We start from the raw sequence: 23029 nt of genomic DNA on the forward strand, positions 1-23029 counted from the left end.
CCCCCTTTCCAAGGAGCCCCATGCCCGAAGTTCTCGTCGTCGACGACAGTGTCAGCGTCCGCAAGGCGCTGGAATTCAGCCTCGCCCCCCACGGCCTGACCGTGCTCGGCGCCCCCAGCGCGGAGGAGGCGCTGCAAACCCTCAGCGCCCACCCGGGCATCGACCTCGTGATCGCCGACATCGTGATGCCCGGCATGGGCGGCTTCGAGCTGTGCCGCGAGGTGCGGAGCCACCCCGACCTCGCGGGCCTGCCCGTCCTCCTGATGAGCGGCGTCGTGAACGACGGCATGTACCGCCAGGCGCAGGAGGCGGGCGCCGCCGGTCTCCTGAAAAAGCCCTTCACCTCGGGCGGGCTGCTGCCGGTGGTCCAGCGTGCGATGCGGGGACCGCAGGTGACCAAGGGCCCCGGCTCTCCCGCGCCCACCTCTCCTGCGGCGCCCGCCGAACCCCCCAGGCCCTCCGCGCCGCCCTCCCGGCACGCCGCCCTCCTCGGGCAGCTCGCCGAGGCGCCGGGCATGGTGAGCGCCGCCGCCTACGGGCGGGACGGCAGGGTCCTCACCCACGTCGGCGAGGCGCTGCCGGACGAGGTGGGAAGTTACGTCCGCTTCTTCCTGGGCGCGGCCGAGGGCCTCGGGGCGCACGTGAGGGGTCAGGGCCTGAACGTCCTCCAGATCGAGTTCGCCCAGCGGACGCTGCTGCTCGCCCGCGACGGCGACGCGCTGTACACGTGCCTGCTGCGGGAGGCGAGCAGCGCGGGCATCGTCAAGTACCTGCTGCGGCAGGTGGTGGCGAACTGAGCGGGCAGGTCCGCTCACCGGCACCCACCCGCCCGGTTCCCCGACCAGCCCCCGCTCACTCGTCGTGGGGCGGGGGCTGGTCGGGATCGCAGTAGTCGATGGCGGCGCCCCGGCGGAAGTTCCCGACCACGATCTCCCGCTTGAAGGGGTAGCCGATCCGCACCCCCTCGGCGGCCCGCTCGAAGGTGAAGTGCTGGCCCCTCCGGACGGGGGTGTCCCCGATCACCAGGGGCCGCTTCGCCTCGTAAATCGCGCAGTACGGGGTGCAGAAGTAAAAGCCCAGGGGCTCGCCCCGCTCGTCCCGCGCCACCACCGCGCCGCCCGTCTCCACCGCCCGGCGAATCTCATCCCACAGGGCCAGGCTCGCCGCCGGGTCGGGGTCGAGGGCCCACATCTCGTCGATCACGCGCCCGGCGTTGGGATCGTTTCGCAGCGAGGCCACGCTGCCCGGGTCGGTCATCGCCCAGGGGTCGAAGCCGGGCTCCCCGGGCAGGGCCGTGCGGTGAAAGGGCGCCTTCACCCCGGTGGCCCGGGGAGCACCCGCCCGGCCCCCCTCCGTCAGCAGCGCGGGGTAGCTGATGAACTGGCCCACCCGGTACAGGCCCTCGATGGCCCGTTTGGCGTGCTCCTCGATCTGCTCGTGCAGGGCCACGGAGGCGCCGGGGCGGTACATGCCCGAGACGTAGTTCGCCGCCGAGAGCGCCTCGGCGAAGAGGCCGCGCAGCCGGGCGAGTTTGGATCGGTCGGCCTCCGGGGTGCCCTGCTCCAGCGCGTGCATCGCGGCCTCGGCGTGCAGCCGCAGGGCGTCCAGGGCCGCGATCATCGCGTCGAGGTGCGGCCTCGGGCAGGGCTCGACCGGCGACCAGTCGGGCAGGCGGGCGGGCAGGGTCCCGGCGGGCAGGTCGAAGCCGGCGTCGTGTTCGGCCTGGCTCGCGTAGCCCAGCCAGCGCCCCACCTCGGTGTAGTAACCCTGCACCTGATCGAAGGTCACGGGCGGCACGAAGCCCGCCGTGCCGGGGTCGGCGGCCTCGTCGGCCTCCAGCATCCTGTCGCCGAGCGTCTGGAGGGTAAAGGCGTTCCAGGCGCAGGCGAGTTCCAGCCCGACGTGCCGGGGAACGGCGAAGGGGCTCTTCCCGCTGAGGGTCAGGTCGAAGCGGCGGCGTTCGGCGGCGTCAAGCAGGGGATGCACCTGCGCGCCCGCCCGGCGGTAGGCGTACAGCGTCTCCGCGTCCCGCTCGCCCCTTGCAAAGGCCCGCACACGGGTCCACACTCCTGGGGTTTCCACACCTGCACACTACGGCAAGGAGCGCCCCGGCGTTCCCTCACCTGCCCGACCCACCCGCCGTACCCCCCTCTCAACGCTTGCCGCGAATCGCGAAACCGGCGAAGAACCCGTTTTCGTCGTCGGGCAGCAGGACGAGCGGCGCTCGTTACCCCTCTCTCCAGCCCTCTCCTTTGGAGCTTTTCAAGTCTGCTTCGCAGCTTTGCAAGCCTCCGGCAAGGGGAGAGGGAGAAAAGCCGGCCTTTCTCTCGACGGAGGGTAAGGCGTTCCTTGGCCCTGGGCGAGCGGCTGGGTTGGTCACACGCCCCCTCACCCATTGCTTCGCACCGTCCTCTCTGCTTCGCAGCTTTGCAAGTCCCACGGGGGAGAGGGGCAACAGCGCGAAAACGCCAGGTCACAGGCACATCCAATCTGCTTCCTTCTGGCGTGGACATCCTGAACCCGGTCGAGAGAAAAGCCTGGGAGAAAAGGACCTCGACTGAGACGCTGTTCTTCGTATTGCACCTCAAGCGTTCTCACCCGGCCGGCCCGGATCAGGGCGCTGTCGTGCCTCACATCCTGCGCCCCACCGCTCCCTATCCCCGGGGCCGGAAGAGGGTCGTCTTCCCGGTCGAGTCGGGCACGAGCAGGGTCTGGGGGGCGCGCTCCTTGAGGTGCATCTTCAGCCAGGCGAGCTGGACGTGGTTGCGCCGCAGGGCCTCCCGGCAACTGAGCTTCAGGGACTCGTCGCGCAGGTGCTGGGCGGCCTGGGTAAGCACGACCCAGGAGGCCTGGTTGTCCTGCGCCATCACCCACAGGTGCCCCAGTTGTCGGAGCAGGGTCAGCATCACCGACCCCTCCCGCATGCCGCGCGCCGCGTCCCCGAAGAGGTGGTGGAGCAGGCCCGGGTCCTGCGGGCGCCCGCCGTAGCGTTCGAGGAACGGCCGCAACTCCGTGACGTGATCGTCCGACCAGGCGGCGAAGGTCTCGCACTCGCGCGGGAGGTCGGGTTCGCCCGAGTGCTGTTTCGCCACCAGCCGGAAGGCGCGGGCGAGCCCCTCCTCCCCGCCTTGCAGGAGGCCCAGGTAGGTTCCGACGTGCCCGGTCTGCGTCTCCACGGCTAGTCCCCCTGCCCCGCGACCGTCTGCGGCTGCCGCTGGCGCGCGACGTGCCCCTCCGTCACGCGGCGAACTCGCACGGCGGAGGCCTTGTAGTGCGGCTGTTTGCTCACCGGGTCCACCTCGTACAGGGTCAGCTCGTTCACGGCGCGGGGGCGGCCCGGGTCGTCCCAGTAGCCGTAGTGGAAGGGGATGAAGAGGGTGCCCGGCTCGACGCCCCCCAGCCTCGCGCGCTCGAACACCGTGCCCCGCCGCGAGGTGATCTCCACCCAGTCGCCCTCCGAGATGCCGTACTGCCCGGCGTCCTCGGGATTGATCTGCACGAATCCGTCGGGCGCGGCGGCATTCAGTTCGGGAGAGCGCCCCGTCTTCGTGCGGGTGTGGAAGTGATACACGCGGCGCCCGGTCGTGAGGATCAGGGGGTACTCGGCGCCGGGCTCCTCGTGGAGGGGGCGGTAGGCGGCGGCGCGCAGCCTCGCCCGGCCGTTCGGGTCGTTCGCGCGGTACTCCTCCTGCTCGGCGCCCGCCCCCACCTCCAGGTCGTGCCCGTAGGTCTGGCAGTAGCCCCAGCGGGTCGGGAAGACGCCGTCCGCGTACAGGCGCTCGGTGCCGTCCGGGCTCCCCTCGTGACACGGCCACTGGATGCCGCTGCCGCCCAGGAGCCGCGCGTGGCTCAGGCCGCTGTAGTCGCAGGGCCGCCCGCGTGTGAGTTCCTTGAAGGCATCGAAGGCTCCCTCCGCGTCGTGCCACCCCACGAGGGGCTGTCCGTCCCGGTCGCGGAAGTCCATCCGCCGCGCGTAGTCGAGGAAGATGTCGAGGTCCGACTTCGCTTCACCCGGGGGCTCCACCGCCTTCAGCGAGAGGTGCACGGTGCGGTCCGCGTTCGTGAAGGTGCCCGTCTTCTCGCCCCAGATCGCGGCGGGGAGCACCACGTCGGCAAGGGCGGCGGTCTCGGTGAGGAAGGCGTCCTGCACGACGAGGAAGAGGTCTTCCTTGGCGAGGATGTGCCGGGTGCGCGCCAGGTCCGGCAGGGACACCGCCGGGTTGGTGCAGATCACCCACAACATCTTGACCGAGCCGAGTTCCGCGAGCCGGAAGATTTCGAGCGCGTGCGCAGGCTGGGCGCCGTGCGGGATGGAGTCGGGGGACACGTTGAGGAGCCGGGCGACCTCCCGGACGTGCTCGGGGTTGAGCCAGTTGCGAAAGCCCACGAGTTCCCCGTCCGCCCCCGTCTCGCGGGTGTTCTGCGCGGTGGGCTGGCCGTTCATCTGGAAGACGCCGCTCCCCGGCTTGCCGATCAGCCCGCGCAACAGGTGGACGTTGTTGATCTGGCACGCGGCGGCCGTCGCCTGGTTCGACTGGTACACCCCTTGCAGCGCGGCGGACACGAGCGTCGGCGACGTGCCCACGATCTCGGCGGCGGCGCGCAGCTTCTCCGCCGGAACCCCGCTGATCCGCTCCACGAGTTCGGGGGTGTAGACGCCCACGGTGCGCTTCAGGTCCTCGAAACCGACCGTGTGGGCCTGCACGTACTTCTGATCGACGTGCCCGTTCTCGATCAGGAGGTGTTGGAGACCGTTGAGAACGGCGACGTTCGTGCCGGGGCGGAGCTGGAGGTGGAGGTCCGCCCGCTCGGCGGTGGGCGTGACGCGCGGGTCGATCACGACGAGCCGGGGCCGGTCGGGTCCCTCCAGCCGGTCGAGCATCCGCATCCACAGGACGGTCTGCGCCTCGGCGAGGTTGGTGCCCACGAGGAGCAGGGCGTCCGTCACGTCGATGTCGCTGTAGGACCCCGGCTGGCCGTCGCAGCCGAAGGACTCCTGGAGGGAGGAGGCGGCCGTCGCGGTACACAGCCGCGTGTTGCCGTCCATGTTGCGGGTGCCCAGGCCGACCCGCCCGAGCACGGCGAGGGTGTGGTACTCCTCCAGGAAGAGTTGCCCGGTGTTGTAGATGCCGATGCCCAGCCCGGTGTGCCGCTCGACGATCTCCTTCGACCGCTGAACGATCAACTCCATCGCCTCGTCCCAGGTCGCCCGTTCGAGCCTGCCGCCCCGGCGGACGAGGGGGTGGGTCAGTCGGTCGGGGCTGCCATTCGCCTCCCACCCGTGCAACCCCTTGGGCCCCAGCCGCCCCCGGTTCACCCGGTCCACCTCCCGGCCCCGCACTCCAACAATTCGTCCGTCCTTCACGCCGATGTCGAGCGCGCAGCCGTTCGAGCACAGGACGCAGGCCGACTGCACCCAACGGTCGGGCTCCTCCACGACATGTTCGTCCACGCGGGCGGACCATTCGCCCCGGTAGGGCGTGCGCTCTCCCCAGATGTTCCCGATGCTGTCGCGCGTTTCGCGGGCCATGCCGCCTCCTTCTGAGCTGTGGTTGATCGGGCTCCACGCTAAGCAGGGGCGGCCGGGAGCAAATGCAAGAATTCACTCATGTTCTGCCTTTCAACGTCGAATCGTAAGGAACTTCGGAACGCGGAACGGCAAAGAGGGGCAGGATTTCTCCCACCCCCAGCTAAGGATTGAAGTTTCCCCGCCGCCCTACGGCACGGTCAGCGCGGGAAGGTCCGTCACCTTCCCCGCCGGGGCCGTGACGACTTCCCCGGTCACCCCGCCCACCTCCACCCGCACCGCCCGGTCGGGCACGTGCAGGAAGCCGTAGCCGCCCACCCCGTTCGTCGTGGTGCGGGCGACCTCCTCTCCCGACTCGTCGAGGAGCCGCACCGTCCGCCCTCCCAGGGGCGCCGTACCCGTCGTCGCCAGCGTGCCGCGCAGGGCCCGCAGCGCCGAGGGGTTGGGGCGCACCCAGCGGACCGGAGTCGCGAAGGGCCCGCCGGGTCCCGCGAGCTTCGCGGTGAGTTCGGGCAGAACCTCGGCGGCGGTGCGCTTCCCGGCGTTCACGTCCGCGTCGGGCGTGCGGTACGAGTACCCGGCCCAGCCGATGCCCAGGCCGCGTGTCTTGCGCACCTGGCTGAGGATGCTGCGCTGGTCGTTGAGGTAGATGGACGACCCACTCACCTGAAACACTCCCGGCGAGCGCACCCGCAGCCCCGCCGCGTACGCCGCCCAGGTGTTGAACCACCCCGCCTGCTCGGGCACGAAGTCGCGCTTGTAGTTCATCATCACGTTCAGGTCGAGGTAGCCCTCCCGCACCCAGGTCAGCCAGTCCTGCAACACCTCGTTATAAGTGCGAGTCAGCGCGAAGCCCTCGTCCGTCGTCGGCCCCGCCCCGTAGGTGATCGTGGCGGCGTTGACGCTCACGTCGGGCCTGACCGCCTTCACCGCGAGCGCCGTGTCCCGCACGAGGTTGGTGACCTGGGTGCGGCGCCACCCGGCCCAGGCGGGGTCTTCGGGGGCGGGCGTGCCGGTGGCCCCCGTCTCCGCGCGGAAGCGGGCGAGCGCCGTCTCGTTGTAGCCCCAGCTGTTCGGGCCCCCCACCGGGTTGAAGTCGGGGTAACGCACCCGGTCGAACTGGATGCCGTCCACGTCGTAGTTCTGCACGACCGAGACGTACATGTTGCGGATGTACTCAGCAGCGTCGGGGTGCCCGGGGTCGAGGAGCCAGTCGCTCCCCGCCTTCACGGTGCCGTCGAACTTGCCCAGAATCCAGTTGTCGCGCCCCGCCCTGTCCGGCCCGTGCGCGTTGAAGGCGTGCGCGGGGCTTTTCGGCGGCGTGGTCGAGTTCCAGATCGCCGTCGTGATGATCCAGGCGTGGACCTGGAGGCCCAGCGGGTGCGCCTTCTCGATCAGGTAGGCGAGGGGGTCGAAGCCCGGGGGCACGGCGGGGTCGTCGGTCGGCGGCATGGCGGCCTTCAGGCAGTAGCAGTCGCCCCGGCGCCCCACCTGCGCGAACAAGACGTTCACGTTCATGGCGCGGGCATCGGCGACGAGCCTGTCCACCTCGGCGGGCGTCTTGATCCCGGGCCCGAAGGCGTCCACCCACAGGCCGCGCAGTTCGACCGGGGCGCCTTGCGGGATGGGCGTGGGGGCAGGCGTGGCGGGCGGCGTCTGAGCGGCGGCGACGGCAGACAAGCTCAGCAGGGCGGACAGAAAGGCGGTTTTCATAAGACTTGCCCCACAGGATGACGAATCGGAGACGGTCGGGGCCGAAATTCCCCGGTTCCTGTCTATCCCCGGCTCTGGGTATCCGCCGCATCGCGCAGCGCGTCCCCGAAGAAGTTGAAGGCGAGCACCGCCAGGAAGATGAAGAGGCCGGGGATCAGGAGCCACGGGTACAGCCGCAACGTCTGGAAGTTCTGCGCGTCCTTGAGCAGCAGGCCCCACGAGGTCATCGGCTCCTTGATCCCCAGCCCCAGGAAGCTCAGGGCGCTCTCGCCCAGGATGTAGCCGGGCAGGGCGAGCGTGGCCGTCACCAGCAGGAAGGAACTGAGGTTCGGCGTGATGTGCCGCAGGATCACCCGCAGGTCGCGGGCGCCGATGGCCTGCGCGGCGGTCACGTACTCCACCCCGCGCGCGGCGAGCACCTGCCCCCGCACCACCCGCGCCAGCCCCGCCCAGCCGATCAGCGCGAGCACGGCCACGATCCCCAGGTAGACCCAGGTGCTCGGCCACTTCGCTGGAATCAGCGTCGAGAGCGCGAGCAGGATGGGCAGGCGCGGGAACGAGAGCAGCACCTCCACCGTCCGCTGGATCAGGTTGTCGGTCCACCCGCCGTAATACCCGCTGACCCCGCCCAGCACAATCCCGATGGCAAACGAAATCAGCACCCCGATCACCCCCACCGTCAGGCTGACCTGCGCGCCGACGAGCGTGCGCGAGAGGAGGTCGCGGCCCAGCTGGTCGGTCCCGAGCGGGAAAAAGTTGTTCCCCTCCGGCACCCCGAAGAGGTGGAGGTTGGACCGAATACCCAGGAAGCGGTACTCGTCTCCGCGCACGAACAGGCGGATGGGCACCGGGTTTTCCCGGTCCTCCACGTTCTTGCGGGCGAACGTCACCGGGTCGCGCTTCTGGGTGAAGCCGTACACGAAGGGGGCGCGCAACTGCCCCTCGTGGACGATGTGAACGGGCTGCGGCGGCTGGTAGCTCGCCTCCTCGTGCTGGGTCGTGATGGCGTAGGGGGCAAGGAAAGGCGAGAACAGCGCCAGCCCGTACAGGAAGAGCAGCAGCCAGCCGCCGATCACGCCCAGGCGCGACTTGCGGTAGCGCCGCCACGCCATCGCCCAGGGGGAGGGGGCGGCCGGGGTGGAGGGAGCGGGAACGGTGGTCATGGGTGCCTTCGGCGGTGAGTGGTTCGTGGGAAGTGGCGAGTGGGAAAAGCGCAGCGGGAGCGGAGGCGTGAAGCCGAGGCTCCCACGAACCACCGACCACCGACCACTAACCGCCTCACCCGTACCTCACGCGCGGGTCCGCCCACGCCAGCGCCAGGTCGGCGAGCAGGTTGCCGACGAGGAGCAGGAACGCACTCAGCATCAGCAGCGTCAGGGCCGTGTACTGGTCCTTGTTGACGAGGCTGTCGTACAGGAGGGGCCCGATGGTGGGGAGGTTGAGGACGATGGAGATGATGATCGTGCCGCTGATCAGGGTGGGCAGACTCAGGCCCGCGAGGGTGATCAGCGGGTTGATCGCGTTGCGGACGGCGTGGTGCCAGATCACCCGGTTCTGCGGCAAGCCCTTGGCCCGCGCCGTGCGGATGTAATCCTGGCTCAGCACGTCGAGGGTCGAGGCCCGCATCTGCCGCATCAGCCCCGCGACTCCCTCCAGCCCGATGGCGAGGACCGGAATCCACAGGTGGTTCAGCAGGTCGAGAACCCGCGCCCAAGACCACGGCGCGTCGATGTAGTCCGGGCTGAAGAGCCCCCCCACGTTCGTCCCCCCGAATTGCAGCACGAGCGCGACGAGGAGGAGGGCGGCCAGAAAATCGGGGATGGCGAGCCCCACGTAGCCCAGGAAGTTCGCCACGCTCGCCGCGAACCCGTGGCGGTTGAAGGCCGTGTACAGCCCCAGCGGCACGGCGATGATCCAGGTGAAGAGCAGCGTGATCAGGCTGATGAAGACCGTCCACCCCAGCAGGTCCCCTATTACGCTGACGACCGGGCGGTTTTGCAGGAAGGAGTACCCGAAGTCGAACCGGGTGATCACCCCCCACACCCACCGCCCGTACTGCACGATGGCGGGCTGGTCGAGGCCGAGCTGACGGCTGATCGCCGCCGCCGTCTCGCGGGTGAAGCGCGGGTCTTCGAGGTACTGGTCGGTAAAGCTGCCCGGCTGGAGCTTGATCACCGTGAAGCACACGGCGCTGATCACGAGCAGGGTGGGAATCATGCCGAGGAGTCGGCGCAGGGTGTAGGTCAGCATAGGGGGTGAGTGGTCGGTGGGAAGTGGTGAGTGGGAGCTTCAGCGTGGTGCTTACGCCTCGGCTGCGCTTTTTCCACTCACCACTTCCCACTTACTTCTGGTAGATGAGCGGCACCGGGTTGTACCCCGGAATCACCCCGAGGTTGTAGATGTAGTTGCCGTACTTGTTGCTTATCGCGCCGATGTTCTCGGGCTTGGCGAGCGGCGTGACGGGCAGGTTCTGGGCGAAGAGGAGCTGCCAGCGGGTGTAGAGCGCCTTGCGCTTGCTGCGGTCGGTGGTGGTCGCCGCGTCGTTGAAGATGGTGTAGACCTGCCGCTCCCAGGGGGCCATGCGGGCCATGTTGGGCGTGCCGCCGTCCTGAGCGGGCTGGAGGCTGCGGTGCCAGTAGTACAGGGCGCCGCCGGGCTGCCAGATCGGCTTGCGCAGTTCGGGGTCGGGCTGGTCGCCGAAGGCGTGCAGGATCATCTCCCAGTCGCCGCTCTGCCCGGTGGAGAGCAGGTTCTTGGCGAGGATGCCCTTCAGGTTCACCTTCACGCCCGCCTTGGCGAAGTCGTTCTGGATGATCGTGGCGATGGCGGGATAGACGGAGGAGTCGGTCGCGTAGGTGAGGTCGAATTCCAGGTTCTTGCCCCGGCTGATCTCGCGGATGCCGTCACCATTCGTGTCCTTCAGGCCCAGCGCGTCGAGGGCAGCCCCGGCGGCCTTGAGGTCGAAGGCGCCGAGCTGCTTGGTGGTGTTCGCGTACCACTCCTTGTTGACAGGCGCGACCCCGTGCCCAGGCAGCCCGGCGAGGCCGTTGTACACCGTGTCGATGATGCGCTCGCGGTTGAGGGCACTCTGCATGGCGCGGCGGAAGCGCACATCGCCGAAGACCTTGGCGAGGGCCGCGTCCTTCGCGTCGAAGTTGTACGCGACGAAGGGCGGGCTGCCGAAGAGGGCGGTCGAGCGCATCACCTTGAAGGGGGCGCCCGCCACCTCGCGCCCCTTGAGGTCGGGGAACTGCGCGCCCGTGATGTTGAGCTGGTCCACGTTCCCGGCGAGGAACTGCGCCACCTGCGCCTGCGGGTCGCGGATGATCAGGAATTCGAGCTGGTTCAGGTACGGAAGCTGGGTGCCCTTGCCGTCCACCTTCCAGTAGTTCGGGTTCTTTGTCAGCGTGACCTTCTGGCCGGGGGTGTAGCTGGCGAGCTTGAAGGGCCCGGTCCCCACGACCTCCGAGGGGGAGACATTGCTCGGCCAGGCGTTGTTGATGTCGGCGGCCTTCGCCCCGCCCTCCTGCGAGAACTTCACCAGCTTGTGCTTCGGCATGACGAAGGAGCGCATCTGGAGTAAGAAGGCCGGGCTGGGGCGCGGCAGGACGAACTGCACGGTGCTGGGGTTGACCTTCTTCACCTCGACCTGCTTGCCGTCGAGCTTGAAGTTGGCGGCGTCCCCGGCGCGGGCCTCGGGGTTCATGATGATCTGCTCGTACGTGAACACCACGTCGTCGGCGGTCACGGGCTGGCCGTCGCTCCACTTCGCGCCCTGCCGGAGTTTGAAGGTGTACGTCTTCCCGTCGGGGCTGACGGTCCACGACTCGGCGAGGGCGGGCTCGACCTTGTAGGTGGCGTAGTTGAACTCCACCAGCCCGTCGAAGAGTTGCTGGGCGATCAGGCCGAGGTTGTTGTCGATCACCCCGTAGTAGTTCAGGCTCTGCGGGCTGTCGCCGAGGACAAGGGTGTACGTCCCGCCGGGTTTGCCGTCGGTGATGCCGAGGTTGCCGTACCCCGTGACCTTCTTGGGCGCGGCCTGAGCCGTTCCAGACAGGGCGCCCCCGACGAGGGCGAGGGTGACGAGGGCAAGGGTGCGTCGGTCGAGCATGGAGACCTCCGGAGGTCGGCGCGAGATGGGAAGGACCTCAATTGTGGTTAAGGTTGGGCCTCAGAATAGGTCCGCCCCCCCTCCTCCGCAACCCTCGCCGCCCCGCAGCCCCCCGGGTGGTATGGTCACCCGGATGTCGCCCCCCCACTCCCGCCCCGTCGCTGCCCAGGTGAAACCGTGACCGCTCCCCGCGTCCTCGGCCTGATGAGCGGCACGAGCGCAGACGGGATCGACGCGGCGCTGCTGGAGTTGCCGGGGTGGCCCAAGTTGGGGGCCGGGGGGAGGTGGCCCGGCCTCCCCGGAGGTGTGCCGCGCGGGCGGGTCGTGGAGAATGTGTTTACCCCCTTCTCCCCCGAATTGCGGGCGGCGGTGCTGGCGGCGATGCGCGACGGGACGAACGCCGCCGACCTGACCCAGCTCCACTGGTGGCTGGGCGAGGTGCTGGCGGAGGCGGCCCTCCCGCTCGCCCCATCCGCCGACCTGATCGCCTCCCACGGGCAGACCATCCAACATCACTCACGGCCTGACCCGTCGCGCGGCTGGGTTCGGCCCGCCACCCTGCAACTCGGGGAGGCGGCGATGATCGCGGCGCGGACCGGAAAACCCGTCGTCGCCGACTTCCGCCCGGCGGACGTGGCAATCGGTGGGCTGGGGGCCCCCCTGGTCCCCTTCGCCGACTGGGCGCTCTTCGGGCAGGAGGGCAGGCGCCGGGCCGTCCACAACCTCGGCGGGATCAGCAACCTGACCTACCTGCCGGGGAAGGACCGTTCGGGCGTCCTCGCCTTCGACACCGGCCCCGGCAACTGTTTGCTCGACGAGGTGGCGGGCATAAACGGGCAGACCCACGACGAGGACGGGCGGCTCGCGGCGGCGGGGCGAGTTCACGAGGAGACGCTGGCCGTCTGGCTCGCGCACCCCGAATTGCAGACGCCCCCACCCAAGGCCACCGGGCGCGAGGTCTGGACCCTCGCCCGTCTCCCCCGTCCCGCCGACCTCGACCTCCCCGACCTCGCGGCGACGGCGACGGCCTTCACCGCACGCACAGTCGCGGACGCCTACCAACGCTGGATCGTTCCGCATGGCCTGGATGAGATCGTGGTCGCGGGGGGTGGGGCGCGCAATCCTGTCCTCATGGCGGCCCTGCGCGCGGCCCTCTCTCCCATCCCCGTGCTCACCTTCGAGGAGGTGGGCTGGGCCGAACACGGCTTCACCGATGCCACGCGCGAGGCGGCGGCCTTCGCGTTCCTGGGCTACGCCCGGGCGCAGGGGTGGGCGAACACCCTCCCGCAGGTGACGGGGGCGCGGATGGGCGTGAGCGCCGGGAAACTCCTGCCCCCGCCCCCGGAGGACCAGCCATGACGACCGACCCGCGACCCACGGAGGGCGTGCATCCCGACCACCCGGACCTCGACCGGCTGGGCGCCCTCGCGCTCGTGCAAGCCCTCGCCGACGATCAGCGGCGGGCGGTGGAGGCCGTACGGGCGGCGACTCCCGCCCTGGCCGGGGTGGTGGAGGCGGCCCTGCCCCGCCTGGAGCGCGGCGGGCGGCTCGTGTACGTGGGCGCAGGGACGAGCGGGCGCCTCGGCGTGCTCGACGCGACCGAACTGACCCCTACCTTCTCCTGGCCGCCCGAGCGCGCCGTGCCCCTGATTGCCGGGGGCGAGCGCGCGATCCGGCAGGCGGTCGAGGGGGCGGAGGACGACGCCGGGGCGGGCGAGCAGGACGTGCGGGGGGCGGGGGTCGGGCCGGACGACTTTCTCATCGCGGTCGCGGCGAGCGGCACCACCCCCTACGTCCTCGGCGCGGTGGCGGCGGCGCGCGAACTCGGGGCGCTCACGGTCGGGGTGGCGAACAACCCGGGCACGCCCCTCCTCGCCGCCGCCGAGTATCCGGTCCTTCTCGACACCGGGCCGGAGGCTATCAGCGGCAGCACGCGGCTGAAGGCCGGGACCGCGCAGAAGATCGCCCTGAACACCCTGTCGAGTGCGCTGATGGTGCGGCTGGGCAAGGTGTACGGCAACCTGATGGTGGACGTGCGGGCGAGCAACACCAAGCTGGAGGCCCGCGCCCTGCGCCTGACCCGCCACGCGACCGGCGCGGGCGAGGCGGAGGCGCGGCTGGCCCTGGCGGAGGCGGGCGGGCGCGTCAAGACGGCCATCGTGATGCTGCGCCTGGGGGTGGACGCGGGCGAGGCCGAGGCCCGGCTCGCGGCGGCACATGGACACGCGCGGGCCGCGCTGGGGGAAGGATGATTCCCGGGCGCACCCGGAGCCTGCTCGACCAGGCCGTCGAACAACAGGGCCTGTGTGGAGCGGCCCTCGGCGTGGTGGACGCGGCTGGGCAGAGGGAGACCTACGGGCTGGGCCGGGCGGCGCGCGAGCCCGAACCGCATCCGCTGAGCGAGGGAACGTGGTGGGACCTCGCCAGCCTCACCAAGCCCCTCTTCACGGCGCGGGAGGTGCTGCGCGGGGTCGAGGACGGGCTGCTCGACCTGGGCGACCCCCTCACCGCCCACCTCCCCGACCTCGCGTGGATGCAGGAGACGCCTCTGAAGGCCCGGACCCTGCGGCAACTTCTGACACACACCGCTGGTCTGCCCGCCTGGGCGCCCCTCTACACCTGGGGCGACGCGGCGACGATCCGCACCCGCCTCCTCCAGGAGCCCTGGCCCGTGAAGGAACCGGGGGAGGTCGTCTACAGCGACCTGGGGTACATGCTCCTCGGGACGGTGCTGGAGCGGGTGCGCGGGATGCCCCTGCGCGAGTTCGGGCTGGACGGGGGGCTGACCTTCACGCCCGACCCGGAGTGCAGCGCCGCCACCGAGCGTTGCCCATGGCGCGGCCGTATGCTGCGCGGCGAGACGCACGACGAGAACGCCTGGGCGCTGGGCGGCGTGGCGGGTCACGCGGGGCTATTCGGCACGCTCGCCGGGGTGCTCGGACAAGCAGAGGTGCTGCGCGGAGGCTGGCTCTCCCCCGCCGCGCAAGTCGCCGCCACCCGTCCACATACAGCGGGCCGCTCCCTCGCCTTCGTCACCGCTCAGCCGGGCTGGAGCGGCGGCAGCCTCTGCGGCGAGCGGGCCTTCGGGCACACCGGCTTCACGGGCACCGGGCTGTGGGTGGAGCCGGAACGCGACCTCGCGTGGGTGCTGCTCACCAACCGGGTTCACCCCTCGCGGCACGGCACGCTGGACATCCAGGCGCTGCGGCGCGCGGTGGGGAACACGCTGCTCGCGGCGCGGGCATGAAAAAACGCCCCTCGCGGGGCGCCCGGATGCAGGAGTTCTTACTCGGCGACGGCGTTGTCGTCGGTGACGCCCAGCGCGCCCTTGAGGGTGGAGGCGACCTTGAAGGCGACCTTCTTGCCCGCAGGAATCTGGATCTTCTCGCTGGTGCCGGGCCTGACCCCGGTGCGGGCGGCGGTGGCCTTGACGCTCAGGGTGCCCAGGCCGGGCAACCCCACGCTCTTGCCGCTGCGGATCGCGTCCACGACCACGCCCAGCATCGCGCTCACGGCTTCCTCGCTCTGCTTCTTGGTCAGGCCGGTCTTGTCGGCGACCTGCTCCACGAGCTGGGTCTTGGCGACCTTGCCGCTGCCACCCCGGGCCTCGCCGCCGCCGTTGCCGCCACCGGCGTTCGCGCTCGCCTCGTTCACGTCGTCGCGCTGGGCTTTGGCCGCGCCCCGCGTGGAGCCCTTGGCAGCGGCAGGCTTCTTGGCGGGGGCCTTCGTCGACTTTTTCGTCATGGTGAGCAGCATGACATATGTTGCTCCGCTCGTGAAGGGGGGAGGAACGGAACAAGTCCCTCTGGCACGCATTCCTTAAGAAAGAGGCTATATTTTTGCCCTCCTGGCGCGCATTTTTGACGGAGTTCACTTATTCGGGCGGCGCCGGGTGTCCTCCAACCCCCACCCAGAGGGTCTCGCCGCCCCTTCGTCCCGGGACAGGACAGGAATGCGCGGTCGTTGCTCGTCACGTGACGAGCAGGAGGATGGTCTGCGGGGACGTGCGCGCGGGCGCGGGTTTGCCCTACACTCTGGGCCACACGCCCTATACTCCCGCCCGCCAGCCGCCCCAGCGCGGCGGCCCGGCCCCTTTCCCCGGAGGTTTCCCATGACTCAAGAAGGCCTGACGTCCGCTCCCACCGCCGAGCCCGCCACGGGGTCCACGGCCACCCGCTACTGGCCCGCGGGCAAGCCCCGTACGCTGACCCTGCCGCGCGTGGGCCTGATGCACAACCTGCGCGTCTCCGCCGAGCGGTACCCCGACAAGACGGCCCTGTGGTTCTACGGGCGCGAGGTGAGCTACCAGGAGCTGCGGGAGGGGGCCGAGCGCCTGGCCGGGCACCTGAAGGCGCAGGGGATCGGGAAGGGCGACCGCGTCGCCGTGTGGCTGCAAAACAGCCCGGCGTGGGCCGTCGCCGCGCACGCCGCGTGGCAGATCGGCGCGGTGGTGGTACCGCTCGCCCCCATGCTCCAGCCGCGCGAGTTCGGCTTCTTCCTGCAGGACGCGGGGATTCGCGTCGGGGTGGTGGGCGCCGAGCTGTACGAGAAGGCCAAGCAGGGCGGCCTCGGGCACGCGGTCGTGGCGAATGTCTTGCTGGGCACGGACGCCGCCAAGGCCGGGGTGCCCCTCCCCGAGGGCCTGAACGTGACGCCCGAGCTTCAGGAGGGGGACGTGACGCTGGAGGACGCCCTGAAGTCCCACCCCGCCCCCGCCGCCGAGACGGGCCCCGAGGACCTGTGCGTCATGCCGTACACGAGCGGCACGACCGGGCTCCCGAAGGGCTGCATGCACACGCACGCCACCGTGCAGGCGAACATCTTCGGGGCGGGCGCGTGGGTGGACACCACGGTGGAGGACGTGTTCCTGGCGACCCTGCCCTTCTTCCACGTCACGGGCTTCGTCAACAGCCTGCTGGGCCCGCTGTGTGCGGGCGCCAAGGTGGTCGTGCTGGCCCGCTGGGACCGGGACGCGGCCCGCGAGCTTATCCGCGCGCACGGCGCGACGATGTGGACGAACACCGCCACGATGGTGATCGACATGATGGCGTCCCCGAACTTCGATCCCCAGGACCTGCGCAGCCTGCGCAACGTCACGGGCGGCGGCGCCTCCCTCCCGGCGGCCATCGGCCAGCGGCTCCTGGACCAGACGGGCATCACCTTCTGCGAGGGGTACGGCCTGTCCGAGACGATGGCCCAGACCCACTCCAACCCCAAGGGGCGCCCCAAACTCCAGTGTCTCGGCATCCCCCTTTTCGACGTGGACGCGCGGGTGGTGGACCTCGACACCGGCAAGGAACTCCCGCCCGGCGGGATCGGCGAGATCGTCATCCACGGGCCGCAGGTCATGCAGGGCTACTGGAACCGCCCCGAGGCGACGGCCGAGGCGTTCACCGAGCTGGACGGCAAACGCTTTTTCCGCTCGGGCGATCTGGGGTACATGGACGAGGAGGGGTACTTCTTCTTCACCGACCGCCTCAAGCGCATGGTGAACGTCTCGGGCATGAAGGTCTGGCCCGCCGAGGTCGAGAACACCCTCCACGGCCACCCCGCCGTGCAGGAGGCCTGCGTGATCGCCGTGCCCGACGAGCGCACCGGCGAACACGCCCGCGCCCTGATCGTCCTCAAGCCCGGCCAGCAGGCGAGCGGCAAGGACATCGAGACCTGGGCGCGCGGCGTGATGGCGACCTACAAGGTGCCCCGCGACTACCAGTTCGTCGAGTCCCTCCCGCGCGGCGCGACGGGCAAGGTGGCGTGGCGGCAGCTTCAGGAACAGGCCCGGGCGCAGACCCAGGGCTGAACCTGCCAAAGAGGAAGGAGGGGCCGCGCGACCTGGCCCCTCCTTCCCTTTGCCTGTGGAGGCCTTCTCCTACCCCTGCCCCTCGCTCAGGATCGCGGGCCGGACCCGCCCGTCGGGGACGAACAACCAGCGGCGGCCGAGCAGGGAGAGCGCGGCGGCGACGAGGGCGATGAGGGCGAGGCGGCCCAGGGCGGGGGCGTACACCCCGTCGTAGGAGCCGAAGATCGTGGCGCGCAGGGCCTCCACGGTGTCGGCGATGGGGATGACGCGGTTCAGAGCCTGGAAGAGGGGGCCGGAGAGTTCTACTGGGTAGGTGCCCCCGCTCGCCGCGAGCTGCACGATCAGGAGGATCAGGGCGAGGAGCCGCCCCGCGCTTCCCAGCAGGGTGACGAGGGCGAGCACGACGGCGAGGAAGGTCAGGCTGCTCGCCACGCTCGTCAGGAGCACGCCGCCGGGGTTGCCGTACTCCACCCCCAGGAGGTGAACGCCCAGCACGACGAGGAGCGCCTGCGCCGTCACCACCAGGGCGGGCACGGCGGCCTTGCGCAGCACGCGGGCGAGATGGCGCGTGCCCCGCCCGCTCTCCGGCAGCGTGGTGTACGGGAACACGAAGGTCGTGAGGGTCACGCCCACCCACAGGGCCAGCGCCATGAAGTACGGGGCGAAGGCGGTGCCGTTGTTCGGCACGGCGGCGGTCCTCTCCTCCCGCACCTGCACGCTCTGCGCGAGGCCGTCCGGGTCGCCCACGAGGGTGCCCACGTCCGGGGGAATCTTCGCGTACAACTCGTCCAGGCCCTCGTGCAGGCGGGCCGTTCCAACCTGGAGGTCGCCCGCGCCGCTTGCCAGGTCCCGCGCGCCGCTCTCGACCCGGGCCGCGCCCCCCGCGAGGTCGCCGCTCTTCCGCGCAAGGGTGCCCGCACCGTCCCGCAACTCGTTCAGACCGGCCCGCGCCGGGAGTTGCTCGGTGATCTGCCCCAGCGCGGACTTCAGCCGTATGTTGCCGTCGGCGAGGCGGTTCACGCCCGATTGGAGGCCCTTCGTCCCAGTCTGGAGTTGGCGGGCCCCCAGCGCCACCTCACCCGCGCGGGCGGCGAGGGTCTTCGCCCCGGTCTGGAGCTTCCCTGCCCCCGCCTGGAGCCCGGCGGTTCCGGTGGCGAGCGCCCGGCTTCCCTCGGCGAGCTTCTGGGCCCCCGTGGCCGCCTCCCCCGTCCGGGCGGCGAGGGTGGCCGCGCCCTCCCGCAGGGTCTCCGCCCCAGCCTGAAGCTGGGAGGTGGCGGCGGCCAGGGTCTTCGTTCCCCCCACGAGTCCGCCCGCCCCCTGCGCGGCCTTCCCGGCGCCCCCAGCCAGGGTCGCGGCCCCGCTCTGAAGGTCCCGGGCGCCCTGGGCGAGAGGTGTGCCGGGGGCAGCGGCCTGAGCCCCCGCCGCGAGCTTTTCGGCGCCAACAGACAGATCACGCGCGCCGTCTGCCAGACCATCCACCCCCTGATCAAGGATGGGCGCCTGGGCGGCGAGTTGGTCCGCCCCCGCATTCACCCGGGCTGCGCCGCCCGCGAGGTTCGCCGCTCCACCGGAAAGCTCGGACGCGCCCTTCCGAAGCTGCCCCAACCCGTCCGTGAGTCCCGGCGCCCGGGCGGCGAGCCCGGTGGCCCCGGTGTTCACCCGGCCCGCACCTGCCGAGAGGTCCCCCGCTCCCTTTGCGAGGTGTTCTGCCCCAGCCGCAAGCGCCGTCATGCCGTCCGCGAGGCGAGTGCTGCCGGTGACGAGCCTCCCGGCTCCCGCCCGCAGGGGGGCCAGTTGCGCCTGACCGGGAGCGGCGGCCTCGACCTTCCGCAGGGCGTCGCCGAGTTTTGCGCTGCCCCCTGTGAGGCGAGTGACGCCGCCGGAGAGGTCCTTCGCCCCTGTGGACAGTGCCCGCGCGCCCTCGCTCACCCGGGCCGTACCCTCCGCCAGCGTCCCCGCTCCGCTCGCCAGCCGTCCAGCTCCCTCGTCGAGGCTCGCGGCCCCATCGCGCAGTTTCCCGGTGGCCGCCTTCAGGCTCGCGAAGCCCCGCCCCACGTCCTTCAACCGGGTCTGCACGACCTCCCAGCGGTTTGTGCCCAGGCGCGCGTTGATGTCCTCGGCGAGGGTCTGGGCGACGTTTCGTCCCACCCGGCTGGCGAAGTAGCTCGTGCCCTCGGCGGTGTAGAGGTGCAGGAGGCCGTGTTCGCGGCGCTCGCCGTTCACCGCGCGTCGGCTGAAGTCGGCGGGAAAGGTCAGCGCGAAGTACACCTGCCCGGCCCGGACGGCGGCCTGCGCCTCGGCCTCGGTGCGGTAGGAGACAAGCCTCACGGGCGGGTCCTCGCGCAATTTTGCCAGCGTCTGCGTCCCCACGTTGACCGACCGGCCCTCCCGCGTCGTCCCCCGGTCGAGGTTCACGACGGCGACGGGCAGGTCCCCCAGGTTCCCGTACGGGTCCCACACGCTGCCCAGGTACACGGTTGAGTACAGCAGGGGCACGGCGGTGATCGCCAGCGTGCCCAGCCACATCAGCGGATGCCGCCACAGCCCCCGCTCGGCGGGCGTGAGGACGCGCAGGTCGTCCCGCAGGGAGCGGCGCGGTCGTCTTCCGTGAGGTGGGGGGGTGAGAGGAGAGGACGAGTCGGTCATGGGTCCAGTCTTCACTCCCTGTTGACAGATTGTCAAGTGACAGAGCGTCAGAGAGGATGTACGCTGGGCCCATGACCGGCCTTTCTAAACGCCTCGCGTCCACCGACCGCCGAGCGCAGATTCTCGACGCCGCCGAGGCCCTGTTTATTGAGCGGGGGTTCGAGGGCGTGTCCATGCCCGACCTCGCCGGGCGGCTGGGTACGTCGCGGCCCACGATCTACACCTACTTCACCTCCACGGAGGCGATGCTCGCCGCGCTGCTCGAACGGCGGCTGGGGGCGCTGTGGGAGCGCGTCGCGCCCCTGCTCCCGCAACTCGCCACGGGCGGGGCGGAGGAGTTCGCGCACCTCACCCGAGAGCTGCTGCACGAGCGCGAGCTGCTGCTGCTCCTCCACAGCGGGGGCGGCCCGACCTTCCAAGCCCACCGCCGGGCCTTCCTGCACGGGCTGGAGACGCGGCTGGAGGCCCACCGCCCCGCCCTGCCGGAGCGCCGCCCCCACCTCCTGCGCCTCGTGATCCTGACGCTGGAGGCCGCCACCCTGGCCGCCCTGCACGGCGAGTTGCCGGGAGGGGGCGACCTGCCGGAGACCCTCGGGGCCTTCGTGCGCGGGGGGATGGACCGGGTGCTGGGGTGCGGGCAGGAGGGGAGTTAGCCGGGGTCGGCGCCGAGGAAGCTGCTGACATCGCGGCTCACCCCACGGAAGTGCGCCGGGTCGTGCTGCAGGGCTCCACGCGAGGCGAGCAGGGTGACGGTGCAAACTTCGCCGCGATCACCACCGAGGTCTTGCCGCCCCTCAGCGGCGGCCTCATCGAGGAGGGCACTTATGGCCTGAACCAGAGAGCGATACCGCTCCCGAGACAACCGCAGGCTCAAGGCATCGAGGTGAGGGGGATGGCTTTCCTGAGCGGGGTGGGTGGGCAAAGGCGGGAGCGGGGCAGGCCGCTCGCGGTCGCCGAAACCCACGATCTCCTCGTCCCCTTCATGGCTCTGTCTCCAGGCACGTCCATAGGCTCTCAGGAAGGTGGAGGTCAGCGCCTGCACCAGGGCGTCTTTCCCCTCGCCGTCCAGCGGCGGAAGGAGAGCAAACGGAAAGCGAAACTCCCGCGCCACGAGTTGCAAGAACATCTTCCCACCCTCGCGCCTCACCTCCCGCAACAGGCCAAACTCCATCAACTTCCGGGCGTGGTGATGGACGAGATTCGCCGGTTGCCCCAGCGTCACCGCCACGTCGCTCGGCGAGGCGGGCGAGAGGAAGCGGCCCAGAAGTTCGATGTCTCCCCGCAGCGCACGGGCCTGGGCGGGGTCGGAGACGCGGAGCACGTCCAATTGTTCACTCGTCATGCCCGCAGGATGACGGGAAGGGTTTCAGTCGGCGACGGTGGAGGCTGAAAGGTTCGAGCCGGCGGATTCCTTGCCCTCCGACAACTCCGCCTTCAACCACCCCGCCGCCCGGTCCATCAGCTCGGCGGCGGCGGGCGAGAGGGCCGTCATGTTGGCGAAGCCGTGGATCATGCCGGGGCCGGGCTGGTGCTCGGCGCGCACGCCCGCCTGCCGCAGCGCCTCGGCGTAGGCGATTCCCTCGTCGCGCAGGGGGTCGAACTCGGCGGTCAGCACCAGGGCGGGCGGGAGATCGTGAAGCTGGGCGGCGTGGAGGGGGCTGACGTGCGGGTGCGCGGCGTGGGCGGGGTCGGCGAGGTACATCTGGCCGAAGAAGGTCATGCGCTCCTCGGTCAGGAAGTACCCCTGGCCGTTCTCGCGGCGGCTGGGGTAGCGGTCCACGTTGACGAAGTCGGCGGCGGGGTAGATCAGGAGTTGGGCCCTGACCGCCGGACCGCCCTCGTCCCGGGCCCGCTGGGTGCAGGCGATGCACAGGCTCGCGCCCGCGCTGTCGCCCGCCACGGCGAGGCGGGAGGTGTCGGCGCCCAGTTCCTCCCCGTGAGCAGCCGCCCACACGAGCGCGGCGTAGGCATCGTCCACGGGGGCGGGAAAGCGGTGCTCGGGCGCGAGGCGGTACTCGACGCTGAGGACGGCGGTATTTGCCCCCGCGCACAGCTCGCGACACACATGGTCGTGCGTCTCGATGGAGTACGCGACGAAGCCGCCCCCGTGGAAGAACACGGTCAGGGAGTGCGGTCCCTCCCCCACCGGGGTGTAGAGCCGCGCGGGCAGTTCGGAGGCCGGGCCGGGAATAGTCAGGTCGCGCGTCCCGGCGATGGTCACGTCGCGCTTGGGCGAGCGGGCCGCGCCCTCGATTACAGCGGCTCGCATCTCCTCCAGCCCGTTCGGCTGGGGCGCGGCGGCGAACTGGAGCAGGACTTCTTTCAGGTGGGGGTCGAGGGGCATGGATGTTCCTTTCGCGGCGCCTAGCGCCAGGAGGTGAGATCGGGGCCGAGGTGCCCAATTTCGTTGAAGGAGTCGAGGCTGGACCGCCCGCCACCGTAGGTGATACGGGTGAGGCTGCCGTTCCTGACCCGCCAGTTCAAGGTCAGGGCCGAGTCGTCGGGGGCGCGCAGGACGGCGGCGACGGTGACGCCGATGACCCCGCCCGAGGAGAAGGCGAGGACGGTGCGGCCCGACGGCCCGGCGAGCAGTTCCCGCAGGAAGGCGTGGACGCGGGCGCGGAAGGCGGCCCAGGTCTCCACCTCCGCGTGCGCCACCTCACCCCGCAGGTACGCCCCCGCGAGAGGTTCGAGCATCCGCTGAAAGTAGCGGTTGCGCTCCGGCCCGCCCCTTCCCTCCTCCGAGGCGCGCAGCAGGGCGGCGAAGGCCGGATCACGGGCGGCGAGGAGCGGCCCCAGGGTGCGGATCAGGCCGTCGCCGTCGTACTCGGCGAGACGCGGGTCCACCACGGGCTCGGGCCAATCTCCCCCCGCCGCCTGGGCTGCCAGCCGGGCGCTCTCCCGCTGCCGCACGAGCGAGCCGCAGAACACGTCCGTGGGCTCCACCCCCGACTCGGCGAGGAAGGCGCCCACCGCACGGGCCTGTTCCTCCCCCAGCCGCGAGAGGCGGTCGGTGTCGGCCTCGAAGGGGGTGGCCTGCCCGTGACGGACGAGGATCAGAGTGCTCAAGCGGGCGCCCCCGGCGTGAGGATCAGCGACGGTCGGATTTCGGCGTGGGGCACGTCGGGCAGGGTAGCGCACGGGACCGACCGTCGGCATCAGGACGACCTTGAGGAAGGGCAGCCACGTCCAGGCCGCCCGGGCGAACGCCGAACGGGGCAGGTCACCGGTA

General features: G+C 70.9%; 18 protein-coding genes. 6 read left to right on the forward strand and 12 right to left on the reverse strand.

Features of this window, described 5'->3' with window-relative positions; all coding sequences use genetic code 11:
- Positions 1–20: 20 nt before the first annotated feature.
- Entirely contained in the window at positions 21–797 is a 777-nt protein-coding gene (locus DAETH_RS17180; protein WP_264777936.1) for a response regulator, read from the forward strand.
- A gap of 55 nt (positions 798–852) precedes the next feature.
- Here the strand turns inward: DAETH_RS17180 and DAETH_RS17185 are convergent, their stop codons facing one another.
- The 7 genes from DAETH_RS17185 to DAETH_RS17215 form a co-directional block, all read right to left on the reverse strand.
- Positions 853–2082 carry a hypothetical protein gene (locus DAETH_RS17185; protein ID WP_264777937.1) on the reverse strand — a complete coding sequence of 410 codons (1230 nt, stop codon included), beginning with the start codon at positions 2080–2082 and terminating at the stop codon, positions 853–855.
- A gap of 572 nt (positions 2083–2654) precedes the next feature.
- A complete protein-coding gene (locus DAETH_RS17190; RefSeq protein WP_264777938.1) occupies positions 2655–3176 on the reverse strand; it encodes a hypothetical protein in 522 nt (173 codons plus the stop codon).
- Between the two features lie 2 nt (positions 3177–3178).
- The gene (locus DAETH_RS17195) at positions 3179–5530 is read right to left on the reverse strand and encodes a molybdopterin oxidoreductase family protein (RefSeq protein WP_264777939.1); all 2352 of its coding nucleotides are present in this window, start codon (positions 5528–5530) and stop codon (positions 3179–3181) included.
- 186 nt (positions 5531–5716) lie between these two features.
- The gene (locus DAETH_RS17200; protein WP_264777940.1) at positions 5717–7240 is read right to left on the reverse strand and encodes a family 10 glycosylhydrolase; all 1524 of its coding nucleotides are present in this window, start codon (positions 7238–7240) and stop codon (positions 5717–5719) included.
- A 62-nt stretch (positions 7241–7302) separates the two neighbouring features.
- The gene (locus tag DAETH_RS17205; RefSeq protein ID WP_264777941.1) at positions 7303–8403 is read right to left on the reverse strand and encodes an ABC transporter permease; all 1101 of its coding nucleotides are present in this window, start codon (positions 8401–8403) and stop codon (positions 7303–7305) included.
- Positions 8404–8518: 115 nt separating this feature from the next.
- A complete protein-coding gene (locus tag DAETH_RS17210; RefSeq protein ID WP_264777942.1) occupies positions 8519–9490 on the reverse strand; it encodes an ABC transporter permease in 972 nt (323 codons plus the stop codon).
- Positions 9491–9581: 91 nt separating this feature from the next.
- The gene (locus DAETH_RS17215) at positions 9582–11351 is read right to left on the reverse strand and encodes an ABC transporter substrate-binding protein (RefSeq protein ID WP_264777943.1); all 1770 of its coding nucleotides are present in this window, start codon (positions 11349–11351) and stop codon (positions 9582–9584) included.
- A gap of 204 nt (positions 11352–11555) precedes the next feature.
- Between DAETH_RS17215 and DAETH_RS17220 the strand changes: the two genes are divergently transcribed.
- From DAETH_RS17220 to DAETH_RS17230, 3 genes are read left to right on the forward strand one after another with little or no spacing between them, the layout of a single operon-like run.
- The gene (locus DAETH_RS17220; protein WP_264778076.1) at positions 11556–12710 is read left to right on the forward strand and encodes an anhydro-N-acetylmuramic acid kinase; all 1155 of its coding nucleotides are present in this window, start codon (positions 11556–11558) and stop codon (positions 12708–12710) included.
- Complete coding sequence (murQ, locus tag DAETH_RS17225) at positions 12707–13603, forward strand: N-acetylmuramic acid 6-phosphate etherase (RefSeq protein WP_264777944.1); 897 nt, start codon at positions 12707–12709, stop codon at positions 13601–13603. The genes DAETH_RS17220 and murQ overlap by 4 nt, the downstream gene beginning before the upstream one ends.
- Positions 13600–14598: a serine hydrolase domain-containing protein gene (locus tag DAETH_RS17230; protein WP_264777945.1), complete on the forward strand. Its 999-nt coding sequence runs from the start codon at positions 13600–13602 to the stop codon at positions 14596–14598. The genes murQ and DAETH_RS17230 overlap by 4 nt, the downstream gene beginning before the upstream one ends.
- 38 nt (positions 14599–14636) lie before the next feature.
- On the opposite strand, the gene DAETH_RS17235 is transcribed toward DAETH_RS17230, so the two are convergent.
- Positions 14637–15095, reverse strand: coding sequence for an HU family DNA-binding protein (locus tag DAETH_RS17235; protein ID WP_406585121.1), 459 nt, complete (start codon positions 15093–15095; stop codon positions 14637–14639).
- A gap of 367 nt (positions 15096–15462) precedes the next feature.
- Here DAETH_RS17235 and DAETH_RS17240 point away from each other — a divergent pair, with 367 nt between their 5' ends.
- Positions 15463–17151 carry a long-chain-fatty-acid--CoA ligase gene (locus tag DAETH_RS17240; protein ID WP_264777947.1) on the forward strand — a complete coding sequence of 563 codons (1689 nt, stop codon included), beginning with the start codon at positions 15463–15465 and terminating at the stop codon, positions 17149–17151.
- Between the two features lie 69 nt (positions 17152–17220).
- Here the strand turns inward: DAETH_RS17240 and DAETH_RS17245 are convergent, their stop codons facing one another.
- On the reverse strand, positions 17221–19797 hold the full coding sequence (locus DAETH_RS17245; RefSeq protein WP_264777948.1) for a YhgE/Pip domain-containing protein: 2577 nt from the start codon (positions 19795–19797) through the stop codon (positions 17221–17223).
- A 71-nt stretch (positions 19798–19868) separates the two neighbouring features.
- Here DAETH_RS17245 and DAETH_RS17250 point away from each other — a divergent pair, with 71 nt between their 5' ends.
- Positions 19869–20450: a TetR/AcrR family transcriptional regulator gene (locus DAETH_RS17250; protein WP_264777949.1), complete on the forward strand. Its 582-nt coding sequence runs from the start codon at positions 19869–19871 to the stop codon at positions 20448–20450.
- On the opposite strand, the gene DAETH_RS17255 is transcribed toward DAETH_RS17250, so the two are convergent.
- The 3 genes from DAETH_RS17255 to DAETH_RS17265 are packed head-to-tail and all read right to left on the reverse strand — an operon-like array spanning position 20447 to position 22866.
- Complete coding sequence (locus DAETH_RS17255) at positions 20447–21139, reverse strand: helix-turn-helix domain-containing protein (protein WP_264777950.1); 693 nt, start codon at positions 21137–21139, stop codon at positions 20447–20449. The genes DAETH_RS17250 and DAETH_RS17255 overlap by 4 nt on opposite strands.
- A 24-nt stretch (positions 21140–21163) precedes the next feature.
- A complete protein-coding gene (locus DAETH_RS17260) occupies positions 21164–22141 on the reverse strand; it encodes an alpha/beta hydrolase (RefSeq protein WP_264777951.1) in 978 nt (325 codons plus the stop codon).
- A gap of 20 nt (positions 22142–22161) precedes the next feature.
- Positions 22162–22866, reverse strand: a complete 705-nt coding sequence (locus DAETH_RS17265; protein WP_264777952.1) for a histidine phosphatase family protein — start codon at positions 22864–22866, stop codon at positions 22162–22164.
- Between the last annotated feature and the right edge of the window lie 163 nt (positions 22867–23029).

It is taken from the genome of Deinococcus aetherius, assembly GCF_025997855.1.
In the GTDB taxonomy this organism is placed as follows: domain Bacteria; phylum Deinococcota; class Deinococci; order Deinococcales; family Deinococcaceae; genus Deinococcus; species Deinococcus aetherius.